Here is a 23244-nt window from a genome sequence, read left to right on the forward strand (position 1 = left end):
GAGAGCGGCGCACGTCACAAGTTTTGACTACTAGCGGTAACAAAACGTGGATGCTAGTTTCGTGTTAACTCGCGTAGCAAGGATGCTACAAGGCGGGACAGACACGGAGCGTCACATGAATAGCGTCACGGGGATGGACAACGACCGCTCGTCACGGCGGACTCGGGTACTGAGCGTCATTGCGGCCGTCACGATGGTGGTCGGGGTTTTCTCCGTCGCGGGGCCGGCCGACGCGAGTACGAGCGATACGGCGACTGCGCCGGCGTCGGCCGCTGCCGCCAGCCCCCTTCCTGCGGTTCCCAGCCAGGCGACGACCGGAGTCCAACTCGAAGACCTGTGCGGGACAGCCGCCCCGGGACGTGCGCAATGCCTGGGCGTCCGGCAGGTGCCGGCCGTCGGCGCGGGCACTTCCGCTCACGCCGCGACGGTCAATCCCTCCTACAACCCCGGCGGTCTGAGCCCGGCCAACCTGATCGACGCCTACAAGCTCGACGCCACCAAGGGAGTCGGGCAGACGGTGGCGATCATCGACGCCTACGACGCTCCGCACGCCGAGGCCGATCTTTCCGTCTACCGCACTCAGTACGGCCTGCCGGCGTGCACGACGGCCAACGGATGCTTCAGCAAGATCAATCAGGCCGGCAACGCCGGACCGTTGCCTGTCTACAACGGTGGCTGGGCGGGCGAGATCGCGCTTGACCTCGACATGGTTTCGGCGATCTGCCCGCAGTGCAACATCCTGCTTGTCGAGGCATCCAGCTCGTACCTGAGCGATCTCGGGACCGCCGTCGACACCGCGGTCCGGCTCGGTGCGAAGTTCGTCTCGAACAGCTACGGCGGTGGCGATTCCGCTGGAGCGAACAGCGACTCGCACTACAACCACCCGGGGGTGGCGATCACAGTGAGCACCGGCGACAGCGGCTACGGCGTCAGCTACCCGGCCAGCTCGCCGTATGTGACGGCGGTCGGCGGGACCAGCCTGGTCTCTGCCACCAACAGCCGTGGCTGGTCGGAGACCACCTGGTCGGGCGCGGGCAGCGGTTGCTCCTACAACGCCAGCAAGCCGACTTTCCAGAATTCGGTTGCCACCGCTTGCAGCACCCGCGCGGTCGCAGACGTGTCCGCCGTCGCGAACCCCTACACCGGAGTCGCCGTCTACAACGGCGGCTGGGGGGTTTACGGCGGGACCAGCGCCTCGGCGCCGATCATCGCGGCGACCTACGCCCTGGCCGGCACCCCCGGCAGCACCGACTACCCCAACAGCTATCCCTATGCGCACTCCGACCAGCTCTTCGACGTGACGGCCGGTACGAACGGCAGCTGTGGGGGCAAGGTGTGGTGCGCGGCTGGTGTCGGTTGGGACGGCCCCACCGGGCTGGGTACTCCGGACAGCGCGGCCGGACTGAGCGCGACGGGAACCGTCTCCGGATTTCCCGGTCGGTTCAGCGCAAGCGCTACTGTCCCCAGCCCGGCAATCGCCGGCCTGCCCATCCAGGCTCACGTAACGCCGGCCCTTCCCGAGAACGATTCGCTCGCCGGCGTGACGTGGAAATCGGGCCGTGCTGACTGCACCTTCAACTCCACGACGGCGCTCGACCCGATCCTGACCTGCAACGCCGGAACCACCACGGCGACGACGGTGACGGTCACGGCCAAGGACGTCGCCGGAGCCAGCAAGGTCATCACGCTGCCGCTGACGTTCGACACCAGCTCCGCGCTGCGCTCGGTCACCATCGGCGCCGGTGTCACCGGCCAGAGCTCCAGCTCGCAGAGCGTCTGCACGAACCTGGCCACACCGGTCTCGGCGACGGTCGTCGACACCGCCACCGGGTCGGCGGTCAAGGGCCTGGCTCTGGCTTTCACCCGACAGGCCGGATCGACGGCCGCGACCACCTTCGGCGGCAGGACGACCGGTGCCGACGGTGCGATCACGGCAACGCTTGCCACCGCCACCACCACGGTGCTGGGGGCCAAGACCAGCGCAGCCGGCCGCTTCAGCGCGGGAGCCGCGACCTCGGTGTCGGTCGTTCCCACCAGGTGCACGCCGACTCTGACGGCGGTTGCTGACCGCACGAGCACCTACTACGGCGACCCGGTCACGGTGACGGGAACGTTGACTCGCGATCTGAACGGGACCGCGATCCCCGTCGCCGGCGCCAAGGTCCAGATCCTCAGCACGGTCAACGGTCGGGCGTCGATCCTGGCCACGGCCACGACGGCGGGCAACGGCACCTTCGGTATCACCGTGAAGCCGACCGTCTCGGCCGTGCTCAGCGCGTACCTGCCCGCCTCCAGCTCGTGGTCGGCCGCCAGCGCTGGCCTGGGCACCCTCGCGGTGTCGCTGCCCAACACCACGCTCACCGGCTCGCTGCCGGCCACCGACGTGGGCTACGGGGACGCGGTCACGGTGTCCGGCAGCCTGCTCAGGGATGCCGGCGGCAACCTGACCGGAGTGTCGCGAGGCGCGGTTTCGATCATCGACACCCCGACGACTGGGCGTGCGGTAACCCTCGCGACCGCAGCGGCGGCCGCCAACGGAACGTGGTCGGTTGCCGTGCACCCAACCCTGACGGGCCAGATCAGCGCGGTCTACGCAGGAGCGGCTGGGCAACCAGCTGCCCGGATCTCCCTCGCCGCGATGACCGTCGGGACCTGGAACACCGCAGTCACCCTCTCCACGCAGAACAGCCAGCAGCTCGCGGGCGCGAAGAACCTGGTCAGCGGCACCGTCGCCCGGACCTACGGCGGAACAACATCGGCGGCGCCGAGCGTGTTGGTGAAGGTCATCCTGAACACGACGAGTGGCAAGAGCCTGCTTCTGGGCTCGGTGAAGTCGGCAGCCAACGGGACGTATTCGATGCAGGTCGCGCCCAAGGAGACCGGCAACCTCGTCGCCCAGGTGAGCAACGTGCCGGGCTACACGGCGGCCAGTTCCGGCACCGACGCGGTCACCGTCACGACTCGGGTCAGCACGGTCGCACCGCGGACGGTGACGGCCGGACAGTCCTTCAGCGTCCGCGCGGCCATCTCCGAGAAGCGGAGAGCGCTGGTCACGGTGCAACTGCTCAACGGCAGGCGGTGGATCGTTCTCAGCACCCGCCTCACCGCTTCGGCAGGCACCGTCCGAGTCGCACTGCCGGGACTCTCGGCAGGCAGGCACCTGCTTCGGGTGCTGGTCAGCGGCGACCGGAGAGGCAAGTCCGGTCACAGTGCCTGCTTCGTGGTCATGGTTCGCAAGGCGGTCTGAGGGCCTGAAGGCGAAAACCGCCGCATAGCGAGTCATCGCGCCACACCGTTCCACGCCGGACCCGCGACACCGATGACGACCGGAAGCACGCCAAGACACAGGAACGCCGGAAGTTGGCACAGTCCCAACGGCAGCAGAGTCCAGACACCCGACCGACGCGCTCGGACGACCGCGTCGAGTTCCGCCTTCGACCGCAAGCGGGCCGCCTCGGCCCGCAACGCGCCGGCCAGGCGTGCTCCGCTCTGGGCGCACCTGATCGCGGCGGTGGCCACCCCCGCGAGACCGTCATCGTCGAACAGGGCCGACCAGGCCGTGCGGGGCTCGGCACCGAGCCGTAGCAGGCGGCCAACGAGCCGGAACGGCTCGATCGCACGTTGTAATGCGAGGACGTCGATCGCCGGGAGCCGGTGCCGCGCGCCGGGGGCGGCCCGGTCGACGGCGTCCGCGACAGCCAGCAACGCCCGATCCACCGGCGCGCCCGACTGGACCACCGCGGCGGTGAGTTCCAGCACCGCGGCCACGGCCCAGTCTGCCAACGGCTCCGGCCTGGCGCTGCGCGCGTGAAGCCGCCTGAACCCAACCGCAGCGCACAGCCCGGCCAGACCGCCGACGGCCAGGGCGATCGGGCCCGAGGCGACGGAACCGGCCAACCCGAGCGGAGCCAGGACAGCCAGAACCGTCATGACCCGCGCCGCACGCCGGCCTCGCTCCGGAATCACGGCCGCCGACGCCGCCGCGCCGGTAACCGCCGGATCCGAGCCGACGGCCCGAAGCGCCCACCGCCGCCGCCCGGACCCCTTGGGAAGAAGCAGGAGCGCGGCCGTCAGGGTGAGCAGGGTGGTCGTCATCGCGCCACCCGCGCGGCAAGGGCCCGACACCACGCCGACCCGGCCAGAGCAAGACCTACCCCCGACGCGAGCATCGCCGTGCCGGCCGGGGTGTGGAGCAGCAGGGAGACGGGGTGGGCGCCCAGCCCGGCGCCCATGACGAGCCCCACCAGCGGCAGACCTGCCAGCAGGGCGGCGGAAGCACGCGCTCCTGACACCGCCTCCTGAGCGACTCGGCGAACCTCGGCGTCGCCATCCAGGGACCGGCGTAGCCCGGCGAGAACCTCCGAGGCCGAGGCACCGGTGGCGAGACTCACCCGCAGCGCGACGCCGACCACCTGTTCCGCGCGGTCCTCGCCCGTGAACGCGGCACCCGGATCCCGGCCGACCTCGGCGCGGGCGGCGGCATCGGCGAAGCGTTCACGCAGTGGCCCCGCAGTTTCGGCTGCGGCAGCGAAGGCCACCGGAAACGAAGCCCCCGCCTGCAGCTCGTCCTCGACCGCGGCCAGCCCGACCACGAGGGCCCGACGCCGCTGCAACACCAGTCGTTCCTGGTGGCGGCCGACGATCCCGGACCTCAGCCGGAGCAAGCCGATGATCAGCAGCAACGCCGGGACCACACCCACGGCCAATCCGAGGCAACCGAGCAGGACCGGTGGCCAGCGCGGCTGGATCAGCGTGGCCACGAGACCTGACCGCGGCGCCTGGGCGACCGGCCGCCCCACGCCCGCCGAACCGCTGCTCGATCCAGCGCCGGCCGAAGTGGCGACCGAAGTGGCCGTCGACGTCGCGGTCGGCGAGCGCGACTGGCCAGCGCCGGGCAGACGATCGCGTTCACTCAGCCAGCGCAGCCGATCCGGCGAGCCAGGCGCGGCCATCACGACGACGGCCGCCAGCACGAGGGCCAGCGCCGTCACGACAACAGCTCCGGCACGGTGTCGTCTTGGCGCCCCCGCTCTCGCAACAGACGCCGCAACGCCCTCGCCCTCGGACCGGGACCGTCGGCCATGGACCAGACCAGGTTGGCGCCTGGCGCTTCGCCCGGCTGTGGGGCCAGCGCGATCTCACTCACCTCTCGTAGCCCGGAGCCGGCCCGCCGGAGATGGACCAGCAATTCGATCGCGCTGGCCGTCTGGGCCTGGAGCACGTCGGCCGGCATACCGCCGAGGGCAGCCAGGGCCACGAGGCGGGACGGCACGTCCCGCGTGGAATTGGCGTGCACGGTCGCCGCGCCGCCGGCATGGCCGGTGTTCAGAGCGGCGAGCAGTTCGATCATCTCCGCCCCTCTGAACTCGCCGACCACGACCCGATCGGCACGCATTCGCAGCGACTGCCGGACCAGTTCGGCGAGGTCGATCGCCCCACTGCGTTCGATGTTGGCCGAGCGGGTCACCAAGGAGACGACGTGCGGATGATCGACGGCGAGTTCGCGGGCGTCTTCGATGGTCACGATGCGTTCCCGCGGGCCGGCCTCGGCCAGCAGCGCGGCGAGCAAGGTCGTCTTGCCGGTGCCGGTACCGCCGCTGAGCAACAAGCTCAGGCGCGCGCCGACGCAGGCCCGGAGCAGGTCGGCGACGCCGGGAGCCATCATGCCGGCCGCGTCCAGGTCCCCCAATCGCCAACGCCGGCGGGCCACGATCCGCAGGGACAGGGTCGGAACGGCGGCCACCGGAGGCAGCACCGCATGCAGCCGCGTGCCGTCGGCAAGGACGGCGTCGACGAACGGGCTCGAGTCGTCGAGTCGTCGCCCGCACGATGCGGCCAGCCGACACGCCAGGGCCCGGACGGCCTCCTGGGTGCTGAATCGGACCTCGGCGCGAGTCAGGCCCGATCCGTCGTCCACCCAGACCTGCTCGGCACCGTTGACAAGCACATCGGTCGTGCCCGGCCGCTCGAGCAGTGGCTGCAAAACGCCTGCGCCGGAGAATTCCGCGGCGAGCGCGCCCGACAGCTCGGCGATCGACAACGAGTCGACCACCAGCCCCGAGCTGCGTTGCGCGATCTGCGCGGTGGCGACGCGATCGAAGGCCGCATCGGGCGCGCCACGGGCCAGTTCCGTGCGCACCCGATCGACCAACCGGTCACCGCCCGCCGTTTCGGCCGCACTCATGCCGCTCGCCCGTCGGGGTGGGCTAGGCCTGCCAGCGTCGCCAGCCGCCGGGTCTCGCGGCGCAGACCGGCCACCGACAACCCGTCCGGATGGGAACAGGCGGGGTCGTAGGGGACGGCGCCCAGCACGGACAGCCCCAGCGCCTCGCCGATTCGATCGAGCGGAAGGGCTCGGCTGGTACCCCGCGCGACGACCCAGGACCTGGCCGGGTCGAGCGCGGCGGCCACGAGCGCGCTGGCCGTCACCGCACGGACTTCGGCCGCAGTGACCAGTACGACGCTGTCGCACAAGCTGAGACATCGTTCGCGCAGCTCCGAAGGCCAACGCGGAACATCCAGCACGACCAGCGCCGCCCGCCGGGCTGATCGGGTGATCTGCTCCACGTCGCCGGCGGCGATCGGCGCGGCCGTGTCCGCCGCCAGGAAGCTCACGCCCCGCCAGCGCGGCAGGGTCTCGAAGAGTAACTCCGGCGCCAGCTCACCGCCGCGGAGGCGGACCTGGCGCCAGCGCGGGCCTGCTGTCCGCTCCGCCCCGAGCAGGACGTCGATGCCACCGCCGATCGGGTCGCAGTCGAGCAGGAACGCCCCCGGCCGTACTCCTGACTGCACCTCGGCTCCGGCCATCGCCGCCGCGCACGCGGCCACCACCGCCGCGAACGTGCTGGCCCCGGCACCCCCGCACCCTGCGATCACGCCCACGACCGGGCCCCCGGCCGCCGCCGGGCCCACGCCCACGACCGGGCCCCCCGCCACCACCGCGACCGAAGGTCCGGACCCCAATGCGTCGTTGCTCGTCATGGAGCCAGTCAAAGGCCCGAGCGAGCAGCGAAAACCGGAAACCGGCCAACTGTGGATGACCGCCGAGGTTGTGGACAAGGCCATGGCTATCCTCGTCCAATGGCCAGAGCAGCGGCATTCTTCGACCTGGACAAGACCATCATCGCCAAGTCGAGCACGCTCGCCTTCGGTCGTCCGTTCTACCAAGGCGGCTTGATCAATCGGCGCACGGTGCTGCGCAGCGCGTACGCCCAGTTCGTCTTCGCCCTCGCGGGCGCCGACGAGGACCAGATGGACCGGATGCGCGATTACCTGACCGCGATGTGTGCCGGCTGGGATGTCCAGCAGATCCGCGACATCGTCAACGAGACCCTGCACGACATCATCGACCCGCTCGTCTACGACGAGGCCGTGGAGCTCATCACCGAGCACAAGGCCGCGGGCCGCGACGTCGTGATCATCTCCTCCTCCGGGGACGAGGTGGTGAGGCCGATCGGCGAGATGGTGGGCGCCGACCACGTCATCGCCACCCGGATGGTGGTCGAGGACGGCCGTTACACCGGCGAGATCGAGTACTACGCCTATGGTCCGAACAAGGCTCAGGGACTGCGCGAGCTCGCGGCCGAACGCGGCTACGACCTGCAGGACAGTTACGCCTATTCCGACTCGATCACGGATGCTCCCATGCTCGCCGAGGTCGGGCACCCCTTCGCCGTCAACCCCGACAAGGCGCTGCGCCGCCTGGCGACCGAGCGCGGTTGGCCGGTCCTGTCGTTCACGAACGCAGTCCCCTTACGCGAAAGGCTTTCCGGTCTCAAACCGCCGCGGGCGTCCACCACCGCGATCGTGGGCGCCGCGGTCGCCGGCGCCGCGGCGCTGAGCTGGTACGGCCACCTGCGACGCCGTCACCTCGGTTGACTCAGGGCCCACCGGGCGCGTTTCCCACGACCAAATAAGGACAATCCCTTGCCTTTCCACAGGCGACGGCGTATCAATATGAGCACGAAGTCTTCGATCGGCTATGGCGGTCCAGCCCCCACCGGTCGTGGATTCCGCCAGTGAACGACCGGGTACCCACGCGGCGACGAAGCCACGCTGAAGGCTGACGGCTCGAGCCATAGGGCTTGCGACCGAACTGTCTAGAGGTACGCGCTTTGCTTAACCCGGGCGTTCACACGAGGGCATCGACGCGACGGTCCACGAGGCCAACGCATCGGTGCCCTCGGCCGTGATCGGCCTTTCCGTTCGGCGACAATCGGCCTTCTCGCTCGGCGACATCGCCCAAGTCAGCCGCGCTGGATCGCCTCGCAGATGGCCAACGACTCGCGGGCGCCCAGTTCGACCGAGGCGCAGAAGGCGCGTAACCAGCGGGCCACCGCCTGCGGGTCGCCGCCGGCGTAACCGATCAGCGCGGCGTCCAGTTCGGCCGCCGACTCCTGCTGCCCGACCTCCAGCGTGACCAGGGACTTCGGGTCGAGGCCGCGCTCGATCAGGGTGAGTCGTGCCGCTGCTCGGGCAACGACTCCCGAAGCCGGCGCGAACGCGTCGAGCACCTGGATCTCGGCCTGGACGATCGCGGCGACGATCACGGCCGGCGACGACGTCCGCCCCAGCACCTCGGCGAGGGTGTCCAACCGGTGGGCGACCTCGCGATCGGGGCGCGGGCGCCCCAAGGCCTCGGGGTCCGCCCGGTCTGCGGCGGCCAGTGCGTGCAGCCGCGCCAGCGCTTGCCGGTGAGCCGAGCGCCAGGTCTCCGACAGCGGCGCCAGCTCGGCGGAGACCCGCAACGCGCCCTGCACGATGGGATCCTCGGCGGTGCCCTGGCGCACTTGCGGCAGCGTCGCGCTCGAACCGTCCAGCACTGCCGAGGCCCATGCGCCCCGTAACAACGACTCCCCCGAGACGTCGGCCGACCGGCGGCGCAGCACCCGGTTGTTGAGCAGGCCGTCGACCGCGCGACGGCTCGAGGCCACCGCATCGGAGACACCCGGCAGGCCCAGCAAGGGTTCCAGCGGATCGGAAGTCATGCACGAACCGTAGCCAACGCCCGTCCCAGCGCTTACGGGCCGGTCCGCCCAGCTCCGACGCGCAGTCGGCACCGGAGAACGGGACGCAACCCGACTGCAACCTTCTGCAATGCACCCTCGCCCGATACCGTCACACGCGAAGCGCCGACGGCCGACGTTCGCCGCCGGTCAGCCCTGAATGAGATCCGTGTAAGCGAAGAGGAGCGAGATGACCGAGCCCACCGCCTCAGAGGGACTGTCCAACCTGTTGCACGAGCAGCGGCGCTTCGAACCTCCGGCGGAACTGGCCGCCGCCGCCAACTACGGAGCCTCGGCCTACGCACAGGCGTCGGCGGATCGGCTCGGCTTCTGGGAGACCCAGGCTCGGCGGCTGGACTGGCAGACGGAGTGGTCACAGGCCCTTGACTGGTCGAACGCACCCTTCGCTCGCTGGTTCGTCGGTGGCCGCCTCAACGCCTCGGTGAACTGCGTGGACCGCCACGTCGCCGCCGGCCGCGGGGACAAGGTCGCGATCCACTTCGAGGGTGAGCCGGGTGACACGCGAACCATCACCTACGCCGAGCTCGGGGAACTGGTCGCCCAGGCCGCGAATGCCCTGACTTCGTTGGGGATCGCCGCCGGTGACCGGGTTGCGATCTACCTGCCGATGTCGGTGGAGGCAGTCGTCTCGATGCTTGCCTGCGCTCGACTCGGTGCGATTCACTCCGTCATCTTCGGGGGATTCTCGGCCCAGGCGATCTTCGACCGGGTCGTCGACGCCGACGCCTCGCTGGTGATCACCGCCGACGGCGGGTACCGGCGCGGCAAGGTGTTTGCGCTCAAGCCGATCGTGGACGAGGCGCTGGCCAAAGGGGAAACCGGTGTGCGCACGGTCCTGGTCGTCAAGCGGGGTGGTAACGACGTCGACTGGACCGAGGGCCGCGATCAGTGGTGGTCGGACACGGTCGGTACCGCGGCGACCGTGCACACGCCGGAGTTCTTCGACGCCGAGAACCCGCTGTTCATCCTCTACACCTCAGGCACCACTGGAAAGCCCAAGGGAATCCTGCATACGACGGGCGGTTACCTCACTCAGGTCGCCTACACCCACAACGCCGCCTTCGACCTCAAACCGGATACCGATGTCTACTGGTGCACCGCGGATATCGGCTGGGTCACCGGGCATTCCTACATCGTCTACGGACCGCTGGCCAACGGCGCGACCCAGGTGATCTACGAGGGCACGCCCGACACGCCACACCAGGGCCGGTTCTGGGAGATCGCCGCCAAATACGGGGTCACCCTGCTCTACACCGCGCCGACGACGATCCGGACGTTCATGAAGTGGGGCGAGGACATCCCCGCCAAGTTCGACCTGTCCTCCCTCCGGCTGCTCGGTTCCGTGGGCGAACCCATCAATCCCGAGGCCTGGATGTGGTATCGGCGCGTGATCGGCGGCGACCGCTGCCCGATCGTGGATACCTGGTGGCAGACCGAGACCGGCGCCATGATGATCAGTCCGCTGCCCGGCGTCACGGCCACCAAACCCGGCTCGGCGATGCGGGCACTCCCGGGCGTCAGCGTCGATGTGGTCGACGACCAGGGCAACCCGGTCCCTGACGGTGGCGGTGGCCTGCTGGTGCTGACCGAACCGTGGCCGTCCATGCTGCGTGGTATCTGGGGCGACAACGACCGGTTCATCGAAACCTACTGGTCCCGGTTCGCCGATCACGGTTACTACTTCGCCGGGGACGGAGCCAAGAAGGACTCCGACGGTGATCTGTGGCTCCTCGGACGGGTCGATGACGTCATGAACGTTTCCGGCCACCGTATTTCCACGACCGAGGTGGAATCGGCGTTGGTGTCCCATCCATCGGTCGCGGAGGCCGCGGTGGTCGGAGCGACCGACCCGACCACCGGCCAGGGCATCGTGGCGTTCGTCATTCTGCGCGGCAACGCCGCCGACGGCGGCTCGGCGATGGTCACCGAGCTTCGCAACCACGTCGCCAAGGAGATCGGCGCGATCGCCAAGCCTCGCCAGATCATGGTCGTCGCCGAACTGCCCAAGACCCGCTCGGGCAAGATCATGCGGCGCCTGCTGCGAGACGTCGCTGAACACCGCTCCATCGGGGACGTCACCACCTTGGCCGACTCCACGGTCATGGACCTCATCTCCTCCGGGATGGCGAAGACGCCCGCCGAGGAGTGAGCCCCACGGGGTAGGCCATGACGCCGGGCGTCAGTGGTGCGCGTCCGGCGAGCTCGGCCCCGGGTGACCAGCCGGGCGCACCGTCACATCGGTGATCACGCCGTCGGCGGGCAACCAGAGCACCGAACAGATCACGCCGGCCACCGTTTCCGGTTGCAGGTAGGCCGATTCGTCGTACCGGCCGCCCTCGGCCTCGCGCACCACCTTCTGCATGTCGGTCGCGGTCCGCCCCGGGTACACCGTCGACACCCGCAACATCGATTCCTCCTGCCGCAGGGCATCGGCATAGGCCCGCAGGGCGAACTTCGACGCGCCGTAGCTGCTCAGCGGTGGACGAGCGTTGAGCCCGGAGCCGGAGTTGACCAGGACCACGGTCCCGCGCCGTCGGCGCAGGGCGGGCAACAACAGCCGGGTGAGTTCCGCTACGGCGGTCACGTTCACCGTGAACTGCTCGGTGAACTCGTGCACCGCCGACTGTGACAGCGCGCCCGGCAGCACGCACCCCGCGGCGTGCACCACCCCGTCGAGGCCACCGTCGATACCGTCGATGCCACTGTCGATGCCACTGTCGAGACCCTCACCTCCCAGCTCGGCGATACGGTCAGCCAGCGTGGTCTGCAGTTGCTCGGGGCGGGCCAGATCAGCCACCCACCGCGCACCGTCACCCCGTTGGCTCTCCACGGGCGAGTCCTCGCGGGGCCGGACGAGTCCGATGACCTCATGACCGGCAGCGACCAGCCTCCGCAGCGTGTGAGCCCCGATTCCGCGAGAGCTCCCGGTGACCAGGTACCGAGCCATGGGTGCACCCTAGCCAGACCCTCACCAGCGCGGCCCAACGGACTGCGGACGCGGACTGCGGACGCGGACTGCGGACGCGGACTGCCGCACGGACTGCGGACGCGGACTGTGGGCCCGCGGTCGCAGTCCCGACGCGCCCGATCATGCGATCCCGACGCACCCGTGCGGGGCCGTAAACGTCGGCCGCACCGCCCGTCCGGCAGAATGGGCCGAACAGCCTGACAAACCGAAGTGGAGCACGCGAGTGACCGCGCCAAAACAGCTGAATCCCGCCGCCCCCGCCAGCCATCGTGCCGAGCCGTCGATCGGCAGCCTGGTGGCCGAGGCCAGCTCCAATTTCTCCACCCTCCTGCACGGCGAGATCGAACTGGCCAAGCTCGAGGTCAAGGCCTCGGTCAAGAACGCCGGGACGGGTGCCGGAATGTTCGCCGCCGCGGCCGTCCTCCTGGTGTTCTCGCTGACCTTCGGCCTGATCGCCCTCGCCGAAGGGCTCGTGGCACTGCACCTGTGGCGCTGGGTGGCCTACCTGATCGTCTTCGGATTCCTGGTGTTGCTCGCCCTGTTGCTGGTCTGGGTCGGTATTCGCAAGGTCAAGCGCGTCAAGGCGCCGCAGCAGACGATCGAGACCACCAAGGACACTGTCACCGCGCTCAGGCAAGCGACCAAGTAGCCGGGCCGGGACGAGTCGGCATGAGCAGCCCGGACGAGTCGACCGTCCTCATCGACGGTCCATGGACCCACCGCAGCGTGCCGGCCAACGGCGTCTCCCTCCACGTGGCCGAGGCCGGTTCCGGACCGCTGGTGCTCCTGCTGCACGGCATGCCGACGTTCTGGTGGACCTTCGCGCGGCAACTGCAAGACCTCGCCGACGCCGGGTTCCGGGCCGTCGCGGTGGACTTGCGGGGCTACGGCGCGTCCGACAAGCCCCCGCGCGGCTACGACGCCACCACGCTGGCGGCCGACATCGCGGCGCTCATCCCGGCTCTCGGCGAACAGGACGCGGTCGTTGTGGGCAACGACGTCGGCGGTCTGCTGGCCTGGACCGTCGCCGCCCAGCACCCGAAACTGGTACGCCGGATCGCGGTCCTCGGTGCTGCCCACCCGCTCCGGCTGCGCCGGGCCGTCCTGACCGACAAGCGGCAGCGCCACGCCTCGGCCTACGCGCTGCAGAAGTTCCAACTGCCCCGCTACGGCGAGCGGATGCTCAACCGGGACGACGCGTTGGTCCGGAGCCTGTTCGACACCTGGTCCGGGCCTCGCTGGCGGGGCACGCCGGACTACGTCGAGGCGGTGGGACGCTTCGCCGAGGCGATGCGCATCCACCCCACTGAGCACTGTTCCCTGGAGTTCTTCCGCTGGGCGGTCCGTTCGCTGCCCCGACCGGACGGGCGAACCTACGCGGCGACGATGCGCACGCCCATCAACGCACCGGTCCTGCAATTGCACGGCGACTTCGACGGCTGCGTCCTCCCGAAAACCGCGCAGGGTTCCTCCACCTATGTTCGCGGGGACTATGAGTGGCGGCTGCTCACCGGCGTCGGCCACTTTCCTCAGCAGGAGGTGCCGGAGACGGTCTCGGCCGAGCTGATCCGCTGGGCGAAGGCGGGCTGAGTCCCGAACGCTCGGCCAGAGGACAATCGGGGCGTTGCCCCTCAGCTCGTGCAGTGCCCGGTGGCCACCGAGGCGGTCGCCGTCCGTGCCTTCGCGGCGTCGGCGGCAACCTGCTGAGCAGTGAGCACGAAGCCGGTGTCGGGCGAGTCCAGGGCCGAGGCGAAGACGATCCCGAGCACGCTGCCGTCCGTTCCCAACAGCGGGCCGCCGGAGTTTCCGACCCGAACCTTGGACCTGATCGTGTAGATGTCGCGGTCCACCGAGACCTGCCCGTAGATGTCGCGACCGGAGATCTTCTCGCGGTCCCGGATGCGAGCCGCTCGAACGTCGAAGCCGCCGTCCTCGGGGTAACCGACGACGATGGCGTCCTGGCCGGTGCCCGCGACCTTCGTCGCGAGCGCCAAGGGCTTGACGTTCAGACCCGGCACGTAGAGGACGGCGACGTCACGATCGGGATCGAACAGGACCACCCGCGCCGCGAGCCGCCCGCGGGCGGTCTCCACGGTGACCTGGTTCGCCCCGGCCACGACGTGGGCGTTGGTGAGCAGATGATCGGCCGAGTACACGAAGGAACTGCCCTCGATACCGCGGTCGCAGGACAGGGCCACCGACCGCACCTTCAGGACCGAGGGCTTGGACCGCGATACCACCGGTGAGGTAAGCAGCCCGGGGTCGGCCGGGGGAACGTCGACGATTCGGGTCGGCTGCAACGCACCGAAGACCTGGGGGAAGCCGCTGCGGTCGATGAACAGCCGCAGCGAGCTGTAGATGTCGCGCACCCGGTTCGGCAGGGCGTTGTCCACCGCGCGGATGACCACCGAGCGGCGAACCTGCCCGGCCAGCGTCGGAAACGGCGAGGAGGCGATGGGGACGGCAACCATCCACGCCACCAACAGCACCGCCAGGATCGAGAACATGCCCCCGATGATCTGGTCGACCTGCCGGGCAGGGTGCCAGGTGACCCGGGCTCGGATCCGCCCGGCCAGCCACACCGCCAGGAGCTGGCCGATCATGGCGAAGAAGAGCACGCACACGATGGCGACCGGGACCTGCGCCGATCCGTCGGCCAGCCGTTTGCCCAACGGCTTGGCCAACTGCGCCCCCAGCGCGGCTCCCCCGAAGAAACCGGCGAAGGACAGCGCCCCGACCAGAGCTCCGTTGCGGAATCCACCGATGGCGTAGGCAATCGCGGCCAGGACCAGGATCGCGTCAAGCACGTCGGGGTGCACGGCGGTCCCGGTCAGTTCGGCAGGACGACGAGCGTGCCCGTCTGTCCCTGCTTGACGTGGATGGTGCAGACGAACTGGTAACTGCCCGGCGCCGGCGCGGTGAACGTGAGGGACCGGGTTTGGCCCGCCTGGGTGAGCGGAACATGATCATCGGGAAAGCCGCTCAGCGACCAGTCGTGCGGAGCTCCGCCCCCGGTGTGCCTGAGGGTGAGCCTCACGGTGCCGGGATGCACCGTGATCGTGGAGGGGCTGAAGCGGTAGCTGGAATCGGTCGTGATCAGCACGTCCTGCTCGCCGTTCGCGCCGGCCGCCGCCGTCGATGAGCCCTGATGCGGCTCGCGGTTTATCGCCGATTGGCTCTGACAGCCCGCGAGCACGAGGGCGCCGACCGCGGTCGCCAACCCGGTCGTCAGCAGGACCGTCGTCCGTGGGCCCGCCGTCCGAATCACGTCCCGGACGGTACCCAACCCTGCTGTGCTCGCCCGGGCGGGGTGGTCGGCGCGGCGCGAACCCCCGCGAACCGACCGCAGGCCGACCGCAGGCCGACCGCAAACCGACCGCAGGTCGTCGGGGCTCAGGGGGTCAGAGGGCTCAGGGCGCTCAGGGGGCTCACGGCGCTCCGTGGGCGCTCAGTGGGCTCAGTGGGCTCAGCCGGCTGGCAGGGCACGGGCGATCGAGGTGTCCCAGGGCTGGGCCCAGCCCGCGAGCGAGAGCAACCGGTCGATCAGGCCCGCGGTGAATCCCCACACGAACAGCCCCGCCACCTCGAAGCCGGGGCCGACGAAGCCCGACGGATGGCTGACGGTGAAGCGGTTGGCCGGGTCGATCAGGGCAGGTAACGGAACCCGAGCGACGGAGGCGGATTCGCGGTGGTCCACCACGCCCACCGGATGCGGTTCACGCCAGTGTGCGAGGACCGGACTGACCACGAAGCGGGACGGTGGCAGGTAGACCGCGGGGAGTTCAGCCAGGACGTCGACGGTCTCGCGGCGCAGTCCGACCTCCTCGTTGGCCTCGCGCAAGGCAGTCTCAGTGGAATCGGCGTCGCCGGGGTCGGTCGCGCCACCCGGAAACGCGACCTGCCCGGCGTGGGATCGCAGGGTCGAGGCGCGCTCGAGCAGCAGCAGGTCGGCGTCGTCCACCGAACCCTGACCGGAGGCGAACAGCATCAGCACAGCCGAGTGGCGGCCGCTGCCGTCGGCGGGCGGCACGAAGCGCGACAGCTCCTCGGCTTCGATCAACTCGCAGGCGCGCACCAACGGCAGCAACCAGTCTGGGGTGACCAGCTCGTCGGGACGCAGCGGCGCCGGGTGGCGGGGGCTCACTGGTTCGGGCTCACCCCGCCAGTTCCGGGTGCATCTGGGACGGGCTCTTCACAAGCTTGGCCGCGGCCACCGGATCGAGCTCGCCGATGCCGGAGGGACACAGCGGGGCGATGGGGCACACGCCACAGGCCGGTCGGCGGGCGTGGCACATCCGGCGGCCGTGCCAGATGACCCGGTGCGACATCAGGGTCCAGTCCTTGCGGGGGATCAAGGCGGCGATGTCGAACTCGATCTTGACCGGGTCGGTGTTCTCGGTCCAGCGCCAGCGGGTCGCCAGCCGCTGCATGTGGGTGTCGACGGTGATGCCGGGCACGTCGAATGCGTTGCCGAGCACCACGTTGGCGGTTTTACGGCCGAAACCGGGCAGGCTGACCAGCGCCGGGAGCGTGTTCGGGACCTGGCCGTCGTAGCGTTCGAGCAGTTGCTGACCGAGCTTGATCAGCGTGTTGGCCTTGGCCCGGAAGAAGCCGGTCGGGTGGATGAGGTCCTCCAGCTCGGCCCGTTCGGCCGAGGCGTAGTCCGCCGCGCTGCGGTACTTCGCGAACACCGCCGGCGTCACCTCGTTGACCTTCTTGTCGGTGCACTGGGCCGAGAGGATGGTGGCGACGGAAAGCTCCAGCGGGTTGGTGAAGTCGAGTTCGCAGTGAGCGTGGGGGTACAGCACGGCCAGCTCCCGGTTGATCCGGCGAGCACGCCGCGTCAGGGCCAGCGGGGATTCCGACCACTGCTCGATGGGCTTCGTCTTGGGCACGCCGTCCAGCTTATGGCGCGGCTACGACACGACCCGGGTGCGGTTCGGCCATCGACACGCGGGGCCGAGATGGTGGGGCACAATGGACGGATCATGGTCGGACTACTCGTTCTGCTGTTCCCGCTGCTGTTGATGGCCTTCATGTTGATCATGGAGCGAATCGAGAAGCCGCTGACCCGCGGTGCCACCGAGCGCCAGGTCGAGGAGTTTCTCGATCATGCCAATCCGGACGAGCTGGACACGTTCGTTCGCGAGGGAACCGACTCCGCCCTGTCCCGTTTCCGGGCCCGACTGCGGCTACCGGGCGGCCAGCGTCGCGACCGCAACCGCTGAGTCCCGGCTGAAGTTGGTATCCGGCGGCGGAATTTCGCGGGTCGCCGCACACTGCAGCCAGCCCACACCCCTAGAATCCGGCACCAGGGTAAGTCGCTTTAGCAGCGCGTGACAGAAGGAGCTGGCGTGGACGAGGTGCTACGCAGGGCCGGATTGTTCCAGGGAGTCGATCCCGCCGACGTCGAGGCGCTGGGCAACCAGTTCGAGATCTTCGACGCTCCCCGCGGCACGACCCTGTTCAACGAGGGCGAACCGGGCGACAGCCTCTACATCGTGCTGTCCGGCAAGGTGAAGCTGGGACGCAAGTCCTCAGACGGCCGCGAGAACCTGGTCGCGGTGATGGGACCGGCCGACCAGTTCGGCGAGCTGTCCCTGTTCGATCCAGGACCCCGCACCGCGACCGCCGTCGTGGTCACCGACGCACGGGTCGGACGGCTCGGCAAGGCCGCTCTCACCCAGTGGGTCATCGATCGCCCCCAGATCGGCCTCCAGCTGCTGCGGGTCGTCGCCCGCCGGCTGCGCCGCACCAACACGATGCTCGCCGACCTGATCTTCGTCGACGTGCCCGGCCGGGTGGCCAAGCAGCTGCTGCAGCTGGCCCAGCGCTTCGGCTCGGTGGATGGCGGTCAGCTGCGCGTCACGCACGATCTCACGCAGGAGGAGCTGGCTCAGCTGGTCGGAGCATCCCGCGAGACCGTCAACAAGGCGCTGGCCGACTTCGCCCAGCGTGGCTGGCTGCGACTGGAGGGCAAGAGCGTGGTCATCCTCGACCGCGAGCGGCTGGCCCGGCGCGCCCGCTGACGCCACCGGCAGGCCGTCCCGACAGCGGGCCGCTCGTCCGTCCCGCCCAGCGCTCAGGCGTTCAACTCCCGCAGATAGGCGAGCTGAGCCCGGACCGATAGTTCGGCTGCGGGCCACAGCGCCTCATCGACGTCGGCGTAGACGCGTTCGACCACCTGGCGCGGCGTGAGTCCCGCGCCGCCCACGGCCAGGGCCGACCGCACCTGATCGAGCCGTCGTTCGCGGTGGGCCAGGTAGGCCGACGCCGCAACGCCCGCGTCGGCGAGTTCCGGCCCGTGACCGGGTAGCACGGTGATGCCGTGGAGTTCGGACAGCCGGTGCAGGGAGGCGAGATAGTCGGCCAACACCCCGTCTGGGTGGGCCACGACCGTGGTCCCCCGGCCCAGGATCGTGTCGCCGGTCAGCACCGCCACGCCGCCGTCCTCGCCGGTCAGCACGAACGACAGCGAGTCCGCGGTGTGTCCGGGGGTGTGCCAGACCCGCAGCTCGACGCCGGCCGCCGACAGTACGGTGCCCTCCCCGACACCTTCGCCGCCGAGCCGCAGTTGTGGATCCAGCGCCAGGACCGGGGCCGCCGTGCGTTCGTGCAGGCGCCGGGCGGCCTCGGAGTGATCCAGGTGCGCGTGGGTCAGCAGAATCAGTTCGACCGAGCCGGCCGAGTCCTCGACCACGTCGAGGTGATGCTCGTCCAACGGGCCGGGATCGACCACGATCGCCCGTCTGAGGGACGGCTCGCCGCGCAGAATCCAGGTGTTCGTCCCGTCCAGGGTCATCACGCCGGGGTTGTCGGCCAGGACCACGGCGGCCTGCCCGGTGACCTGCCGCAGCGTCTCGTAGGCGGTCACGTCCGATCGCGATCGGCCGGCATACCGGTCAGACCGTCCGGCATCGGCAGGACGGTGCCGTTACCGAGGTCCAGTTCCAGGCCGGCCTCGGTCCGGCGCAGCACCGGAGCGATCGGCACGAGGCTGCGCCCGGGGGCCGCCGCCAGTACCTCGGCGACCGTGGCGAATCCGGCGAGCTCGGTCAGCGCGGTCACGGTCGGGGTCAGCATCGGGCGATCGCCGGCGTGGTATTCGGCCAGGGCGGCGTGCACCCCGATCCAATCGGCATGGACGGCCTCCCGGGTGGCGGGAAGCGCGAGGGCACCGTCGGGCATGGCGGCGACGAAGAAGTAGGTGTCATAGCGTCTGCGCTCACCTTCCGGGGTGATCCAGCGTGCCCACGGCCGGACGGAGGACACCGCCAGTTGCAGGCCCCGCGCATCGAGCACCTCGATGAATCCGCGGGTACGGTCCTCGACCTCGGCCCGGATCTGGTCGTCCATCGTCAGGCTCGGCCGGGTCAGCAACACGCCCACTTCTTCGAAGGTCTCCCGAATCGCCGCACACACCAGGGCGGTGGCGTGCTCCACGGAGGTGCCCAGCGATCCCGCAATGGTGGCGAGTTCGGCCTTCGCGAGCTCATCGCCGTCCACGCCCGCGTCGGCCGCGTCCACGGCTCCGCCGGGGAACACCGACATCCCGCCGGCGAAGGCCATCCTGGCCACGCGTCGGAGCAACCAGGTCTGCAGACCCTCGGGGCTGTCGCGAAGCAGCATCACGGTGGCGGCCTCACGCACCACCGGCGCCGAGTTCGGGCCGGTCACGCTCAGGCCCCGGCGATGTCGGCGATCTCGACGACGATCTCCACCTCAACCGGCGCGTCCAGCGGAAGGACGGCCACCCCGACGGCCGAGCGCGCGTGACAGCCGGCCTCGCCCAGCACTTGGCCCAGAAAATTGGAGGCGCCGTTGACCACGCCGGGCTGGCCGGTGAAATCGGGAGTGCTGGCGACGAATCCCACCACCTTCACCACCCGCACGATGGAGTCGATGCCCACCAGGCCGTGCACGGCAGCCAGCGCGTTGAGCGCGCAGATCCGCGCATATTCGGCGGCCTCCTGCGCGGTCACCTCACCGCCGACCTTGCCGTGCCCGGCCAGCTCGCCGTTGACCATCGGCAACTGGCCGGAGGTGTACACGTAGCGCCCGGACCTGACCGCGGGGACGTAGGCAGCCAACGGGGCAGTGACGGCCGGTAGCTCGATACCGAGTTCGGCCAGCCGTGCCGAGGGCAAGACCGCTGCCGGGGTCGGCGCCGCCGACGGGCCGTCGACCGGGGGAATGGAGGCGTCTGAAGTCATCCTCGGAACCTACCGCTCACCGGGCCGTCCGCGTTCGCGCGCGTGACCACTCCGGCCCCCGGCGGCACAGCGGCAGAGCCCCACGGGTTGGTTTGTACGCTGGAGCGGTGCCCCTAACTTCGCCCGGTGACGACACCGTCCGCCTTCACGTGGTGACCGGCAAGGGTGGCACCGGAAAGTCCACGGTCGCCGCGGCGATGGCGCTGATGCTGGCCGGACGCGGTCAGCGGGTGCTGCTGGTCGAGGTGGAGGGGCGGCAAGGCCTGGCCCAACTGTTCGACACGCCGCCATTGCCCTACGTCGAGACCCGGCTGGCGGCCAACCGACGAGGCGAGGTCATCGGGCTGGCCATCGATCCCGAGGCTGCGATGATCGAGTACCTGGAAATGTTCTACTCGATCAAGCGGGGCGCCTCGGTGCTACGCAAGATGGGCGCGATCGACTTCGTCACCACTCTGGCTCCCGGGCTGCGCGACGTGCTGCTCACCGGCAAGGTCAAGGAGGCGGTGACGCGTCAGCGCCAGGGTAAGCCGGTTTTCGACGCGGTGGTCCTGGACGCACCGCCGACCGGTCGGATCACCCAATTCCTCCAGGCCACCAACGAGGTCGCCGGACTGGCCAAGTTCGGCCCCATCCACAAGCAGAGCATCGGTGTGAGCAGCTTGCTGCACTCGCCGCTCACCCAGGTCCACGTCGTGACTCTGCTGGAGGAGATGCCGGTGCAGGAAACCCTCGATGCGGCTGCCGAACTCACCGAGGCCGGGTACCGGCTCGGTTCCGTCGTGGTCAACCGTGCACGACCGGTGCTCGTTGCCCCCGAGCTGCTGACCCGCGGCGGTCGGGTCGATGACGCGTTGCTCGCCGACGGCCTGATCGAAGCTGGTCTGGACGAGGCCCTGGCCCCGGTGCTGGCCGCCCAGGTCGACGACTACGCCGAACGTCAACGGGTGCAGGCCGAGGCCGCGCGCCGGTTGGCCCGGGCGTCGATGCCGACCGTCCGGCTCCCCGAACTCCGGCCCCCGATGGACGTCGGGTCGTTGTTCGAACTGGCCGAGGAGCTGGCTGCGGCCGACGAAGACGACACCGACGACACTGACGACACTGACGACACTGCCGCTGAGGAAGCCGCCTCGTGACCGCGGCCAAGCGCCCGGCCGCGTCCCGGCGCAAGCGCCCCGAGGCCCCCGATTTTGATCTGGGCGCGTTGTTGGCCGATCCACTGATCAAGGTGGTGGTGACCTGCGGCAGCGGCGGAGTCGGCAAGACCACTACCGCGGCCGCGCTGGCGCTGTACGCGGCCGAGCACGGACGGCGCGTAGTGGTGCTGACGATCGACCCGGCCCGTCGGTTGGCCCAGTCGCTGGGCCTCACCGAGCTCGACAACACGCCACGGCCGGTTCCCGGCGTCGGTTCGGAGTCCGGGGGCGCCCTGCTGGCGATGATGCTGGACATGAAGCGGACTTTCGACGACGTTGTCTCGGCACACACCGTTGCCGACAAGGCCGAGCAGATCTTCGCCAATCCCTTCTACCAGTCGCTGTCGGCCTCCTTCGCGGGAACGCAGGAGTACATGGCGATGGAGAAGCTCTCTCAGTTGCGGGCCGAGCTGGTGGAGAACGGCGAGTGGGATCTGATCGTGGTGGACACCCCGCCGTCCCGCTCCGCCCTGGACTTCCTCGACGCCCCGCAGCGGCTGTCGCGTTTTCTGGACGGTCGGATGATCCGCTTGCTCACCGCGCCCGCCCGGGCCGGCGGCAAGGCCTACCTCAAGGTCGTCACGGCGTCCTTCGGGGTATTCACCAAGGTCATGACCAAGATCCTGGGCAACGACCTGCTGGGCAACGTCTCGTCTTTCGTGGCGTCGCTGGAGACGATGTTCGGCGGATTTCGCGAACGTGCCGAACAGACCTACGAACTGCTCAAGGCGCCGGACACGGCGTTCGTGGTCGTCGCCTCGCCCGAGCCTGACGCCCTGCGCGAGGCCTCGTTCTTCGTCGAGCGCCTCCAGCAGGAGCAGATGCCGTTGGCCGGGGTTGTCCTCAACCGGATGCGGACGGCGCCGTCCGGGCTGTCGGCGCAGCGGGCCGCCGCCGCGGCGGAGAAGCTGGCCGAATCCCCCGAGCGCACGCCGGCGGCCGAGCTGGCCCGCGCGGCGCTGGCGGTTCACGCGGAATCGGCGGAGGCGGCCCGGCACGATCGATCGATGACGGCCAGGTTCGCGGCGGCCCACCCGGACGTGGCCCAGCGAGCGGTGCCGGCGCTGCCCGGCGACGTGCACGATCTCGTCGGTCTGCGAACGATCGCTGCGGCACTGGCGGGCTGAGACGGTCCGCTACCCGCGGCAAGTTACCTCGCGCAGACGACTCGTTCACGTGATTCGTCGAGCGCTTGCTCAGCCGGCCTCGGCCGACCGGGTGCGGTTGTCGCCTGAACGCACCGAGTGGCGGCGGCGCAGTCGCAGCGGCGGGACCGCCGCGTACTCCTCGGCCTCCTGCGCCGATGAGAAGAACTGCCGCCAGGAGGCAACATCCGGGCGCCTGCGCAGCAGGGTGCGCCGTTCTCGCTCCGTCATCCCGCCCCACACGCCGAATTCCGTCCGGCTGTCCAAGGCGTCGGCCAGACACTCCAGTCGCACCGAGCACTGGCGGCAGATCATCTTCGCCTCGTGTTGGGCGGCGCCGATCACGAACAAGCTCTCAGGATCGACATCCCGGCAGGCCCCGTCCGAAGCCCAGTCCAGGCGTCCGATCGTGGTCAGCCTTTCTGGTTGCCGCTCTCGAGTCATGCGTACTCCTGTCCATCCGGCTCGGCGGACCCCCCGTCCGCTCGCACAGCCAGGCGACCGTAAGCGCATCCAGGGTCACCCAGCAACGACACAACTCGGAATTTGAGGTTTGTCGGGCACCTTCTCGAAGACACGGGGCCCGCCGACCGAACCCGTTGACGACTGATGTCGCTGCCTTCAGTAATCCAGACCGTCAGCGGGGACATCTATGACGCAATGACCAGTGACAAAGTGCCCGCCTAACCTGGATTT

23 protein-coding genes are annotated in these 23244 nt (G+C 69.8%); 9 read left to right on the forward strand and 14 right to left on the reverse strand.

All coding sequences use genetic code 11. The features are described 5' to 3' along the window. The first annotated feature begins 115 nt into the window (after positions 1-115). Positions 116-3247, forward strand: a complete 3132-nt coding sequence (locus tag M6D93_RS17910; RefSeq protein ID WP_249771362.1) for a S53 family peptidase — start codon at positions 116-118, stop codon at positions 3245-3247. A 32-nt stretch (positions 3248-3279) separates the two neighbouring features. Here M6D93_RS17910 and M6D93_RS17915 read toward each other — a convergent pair whose 3' ends face one another. From M6D93_RS17915 to M6D93_RS17930, 4 genes are read right to left on the reverse strand one after another with little or no spacing between them, the layout of a single operon-like run. Then, positions 3280-4095, reverse strand: coding sequence for a type II secretion system F family protein (locus tag M6D93_RS17915; protein WP_249771364.1), 816 nt, complete (start codon positions 4093-4095; stop codon positions 3280-3282). Next, entirely contained in the window at positions 4092-4991 is a 900-nt protein-coding gene (locus tag M6D93_RS17920) for a type II secretion system F family protein (RefSeq protein ID WP_249771366.1), read from the reverse strand. The genes M6D93_RS17915 and M6D93_RS17920 overlap by 4 nt, the downstream gene beginning before the upstream one ends. Further along, a complete protein-coding gene (locus M6D93_RS17925; protein ID WP_249771368.1) occupies positions 4988-6184 on the reverse strand; it encodes a TadA family conjugal transfer-associated ATPase in 1197 nt (398 codons plus the stop codon). Before M6D93_RS17925 ends, M6D93_RS17920 begins: the two co-directional genes overlap by 4 nt. Continuing rightward, complete coding sequence (locus M6D93_RS17930) at positions 6181-6981, reverse strand: CpaE-like family protein (RefSeq protein ID WP_249771370.1); 801 nt, start codon at positions 6979-6981, stop codon at positions 6181-6183. The genes M6D93_RS17925 and M6D93_RS17930 overlap by 4 nt, the downstream gene beginning before the upstream one ends. A 99-nt stretch (positions 6982-7080) precedes the next feature. On the opposite strand from M6D93_RS17930, the gene M6D93_RS17935 reads away from it, so the two are divergent. After that, positions 7081-7878 carry an HAD family hydrolase gene (locus M6D93_RS17935; protein ID WP_249771372.1) on the forward strand — a complete coding sequence of 266 codons (798 nt, stop codon included), beginning with the start codon at positions 7081-7083 and terminating at the stop codon, positions 7876-7878. Positions 7879-8246: 368 nt separating this feature from the next. Here M6D93_RS17935 and M6D93_RS17940 read toward each other — a convergent pair whose 3' ends face one another. Continuing rightward, positions 8247-8987 (reverse strand): hypothetical protein, encoded by a 741-nt coding sequence (locus M6D93_RS17940; RefSeq protein ID WP_249771374.1) that lies wholly within the window; start codon positions 8985-8987, stop codon positions 8247-8249. 208 nt (positions 8988-9195) lie between these two features. Between M6D93_RS17940 and acs the strand changes: the two genes are divergently transcribed. After that, the gene (gene acs, locus M6D93_RS17945) at positions 9196-11175 is read left to right on the forward strand and encodes an acetate--CoA ligase (RefSeq protein WP_249771376.1); all 1980 of its coding nucleotides are present in this window, start codon (positions 9196-9198) and stop codon (positions 11173-11175) included. A 30-nt stretch (positions 11176-11205) separates the two neighbouring features. Here the strand turns inward: acs and M6D93_RS17950 are convergent, their stop codons facing one another. Beyond that, positions 11206-11973 carry an SDR family oxidoreductase gene (locus M6D93_RS17950; protein WP_249771378.1) on the reverse strand — a complete coding sequence of 256 codons (768 nt, stop codon included), beginning with the start codon at positions 11971-11973 and terminating at the stop codon, positions 11206-11208. A 244-nt stretch (positions 11974-12217) separates the two neighbouring features. On the opposite strand from M6D93_RS17950, the gene M6D93_RS17955 reads away from it, so the two are divergent. Both M6D93_RS17955 and M6D93_RS17960 read left to right on the forward strand, forming a co-directional pair. Continuing rightward, positions 12218-12643, forward strand: coding sequence for a phage holin family protein (locus tag M6D93_RS17955; protein ID WP_249771380.1), 426 nt, complete (start codon positions 12218-12220; stop codon positions 12641-12643). Between the two features lie 20 nt (positions 12644-12663). Next, complete coding sequence (locus M6D93_RS17960; protein WP_249771382.1) at positions 12664-13584, forward strand: alpha/beta fold hydrolase; 921 nt, start codon at positions 12664-12666, stop codon at positions 13582-13584. A 41-nt stretch (positions 13585-13625) separates the two neighbouring features. Here M6D93_RS17960 and M6D93_RS17965 read toward each other — a convergent pair whose 3' ends face one another. The 4 genes from M6D93_RS17965 to nth form a co-directional block, all read right to left on the reverse strand. Beyond that, a complete protein-coding gene (locus tag M6D93_RS17965; protein WP_249771384.1) occupies positions 13626-14801 on the reverse strand; it encodes a MarP family serine protease in 1176 nt (391 codons plus the stop codon). A gap of 23 nt (positions 14802-14824) precedes the next feature. Further along, the gene (locus tag M6D93_RS17970; RefSeq protein ID WP_249771386.1) at positions 14825-15262 is read right to left on the reverse strand and encodes a cupredoxin domain-containing protein; all 438 of its coding nucleotides are present in this window, start codon (positions 15260-15262) and stop codon (positions 14825-14827) included. A 198-nt stretch (positions 15263-15460) separates the two neighbouring features. After that, positions 15461-16138 carry an NUDIX hydrolase gene (locus M6D93_RS17975; protein WP_249771388.1) on the reverse strand — a complete coding sequence of 226 codons (678 nt, stop codon included), beginning with the start codon at positions 16136-16138 and terminating at the stop codon, positions 15461-15463. A 10-nt stretch (positions 16139-16148) separates the two neighbouring features. Beyond that, positions 16149-16889 (reverse strand): endonuclease III, encoded by a 741-nt coding sequence (nth, locus tag M6D93_RS17980; RefSeq protein WP_249771390.1) that lies wholly within the window; start codon positions 16887-16889, stop codon positions 16149-16151. 93 nt (positions 16890-16982) lie between these two features. Between nth and M6D93_RS17985 the strand changes: the two genes are divergently transcribed. Together M6D93_RS17985 and M6D93_RS17990 are read left to right on the forward strand one after the other, a co-directional pair. Beyond that, positions 16983-17222, forward strand: a complete 240-nt coding sequence (locus M6D93_RS17985; RefSeq protein WP_249771392.1) for a hypothetical protein — start codon at positions 16983-16985, stop codon at positions 17220-17222. A gap of 126 nt (positions 17223-17348) precedes the next feature. Then, positions 17349-18023: a Crp/Fnr family transcriptional regulator gene (locus M6D93_RS17990; RefSeq protein ID WP_249771394.1), complete on the forward strand. Its 675-nt coding sequence runs from the start codon at positions 17349-17351 to the stop codon at positions 18021-18023. Between the two features lie 53 nt (positions 18024-18076). On the opposite strand, the gene M6D93_RS17995 is transcribed toward M6D93_RS17990, so the two are convergent. From M6D93_RS17995 to M6D93_RS18005, 3 genes are read right to left on the reverse strand one after another with little or no spacing between them, the layout of a single operon-like run. Beyond that, positions 18077-18868, reverse strand: a complete 792-nt coding sequence (locus M6D93_RS17995; protein WP_249771396.1) for an MBL fold metallo-hydrolase — start codon at positions 18866-18868, stop codon at positions 18077-18079. Beyond that, positions 18865-19671 (reverse strand): NUDIX hydrolase, encoded by an 807-nt coding sequence (locus tag M6D93_RS18000; RefSeq protein ID WP_249771398.1) that lies wholly within the window; start codon positions 19669-19671, stop codon positions 18865-18867. Before M6D93_RS18000 ends, M6D93_RS17995 begins: the two co-directional genes overlap by 4 nt. Positions 19672-19673: 2 nt before the next feature. Beyond that, positions 19674-20207: a RidA family protein gene (locus M6D93_RS18005; RefSeq protein WP_249771400.1), complete on the reverse strand. Its 534-nt coding sequence runs from the start codon at positions 20205-20207 to the stop codon at positions 19674-19676. A 107-nt stretch (positions 20208-20314) separates the two neighbouring features. Here M6D93_RS18005 and bagA point away from each other — a divergent pair, with 107 nt between their 5' ends. After that, on the forward strand, positions 20315-21343 hold the full coding sequence (gene bagA / locus M6D93_RS18010; protein ID WP_249771402.1) for an ATPase BagA: 1029 nt from the start codon (positions 20315-20317) through the stop codon (positions 21341-21343). Continuing rightward, complete coding sequence (gene bagB / locus M6D93_RS18015) at positions 21340-22530, forward strand: ArsA family ATPase (RefSeq protein ID WP_249771404.1); 1191 nt, start codon at positions 21340-21342, stop codon at positions 22528-22530. Before bagA ends, bagB begins: the two co-directional genes overlap by 4 nt. A 69-nt stretch (positions 22531-22599) precedes the next feature. Here bagB and M6D93_RS18020 read toward each other — a convergent pair whose 3' ends face one another. Next, the gene (locus M6D93_RS18020) at positions 22600-22992 is read right to left on the reverse strand and encodes a WhiB family transcriptional regulator (protein ID WP_283818607.1); all 393 of its coding nucleotides are present in this window, start codon (positions 22990-22992) and stop codon (positions 22600-22602) included. Positions 22993-23244: the final 252 nt, after the last annotated feature.

This window comes from Jatrophihabitans telluris, from assembly GCF_023516435.1.
Lineage (GTDB): Bacteria > Actinomycetota > Actinomycetes > Mycobacteriales > Jatrophihabitantaceae > Jatrophihabitans_A > Jatrophihabitans_A telluris.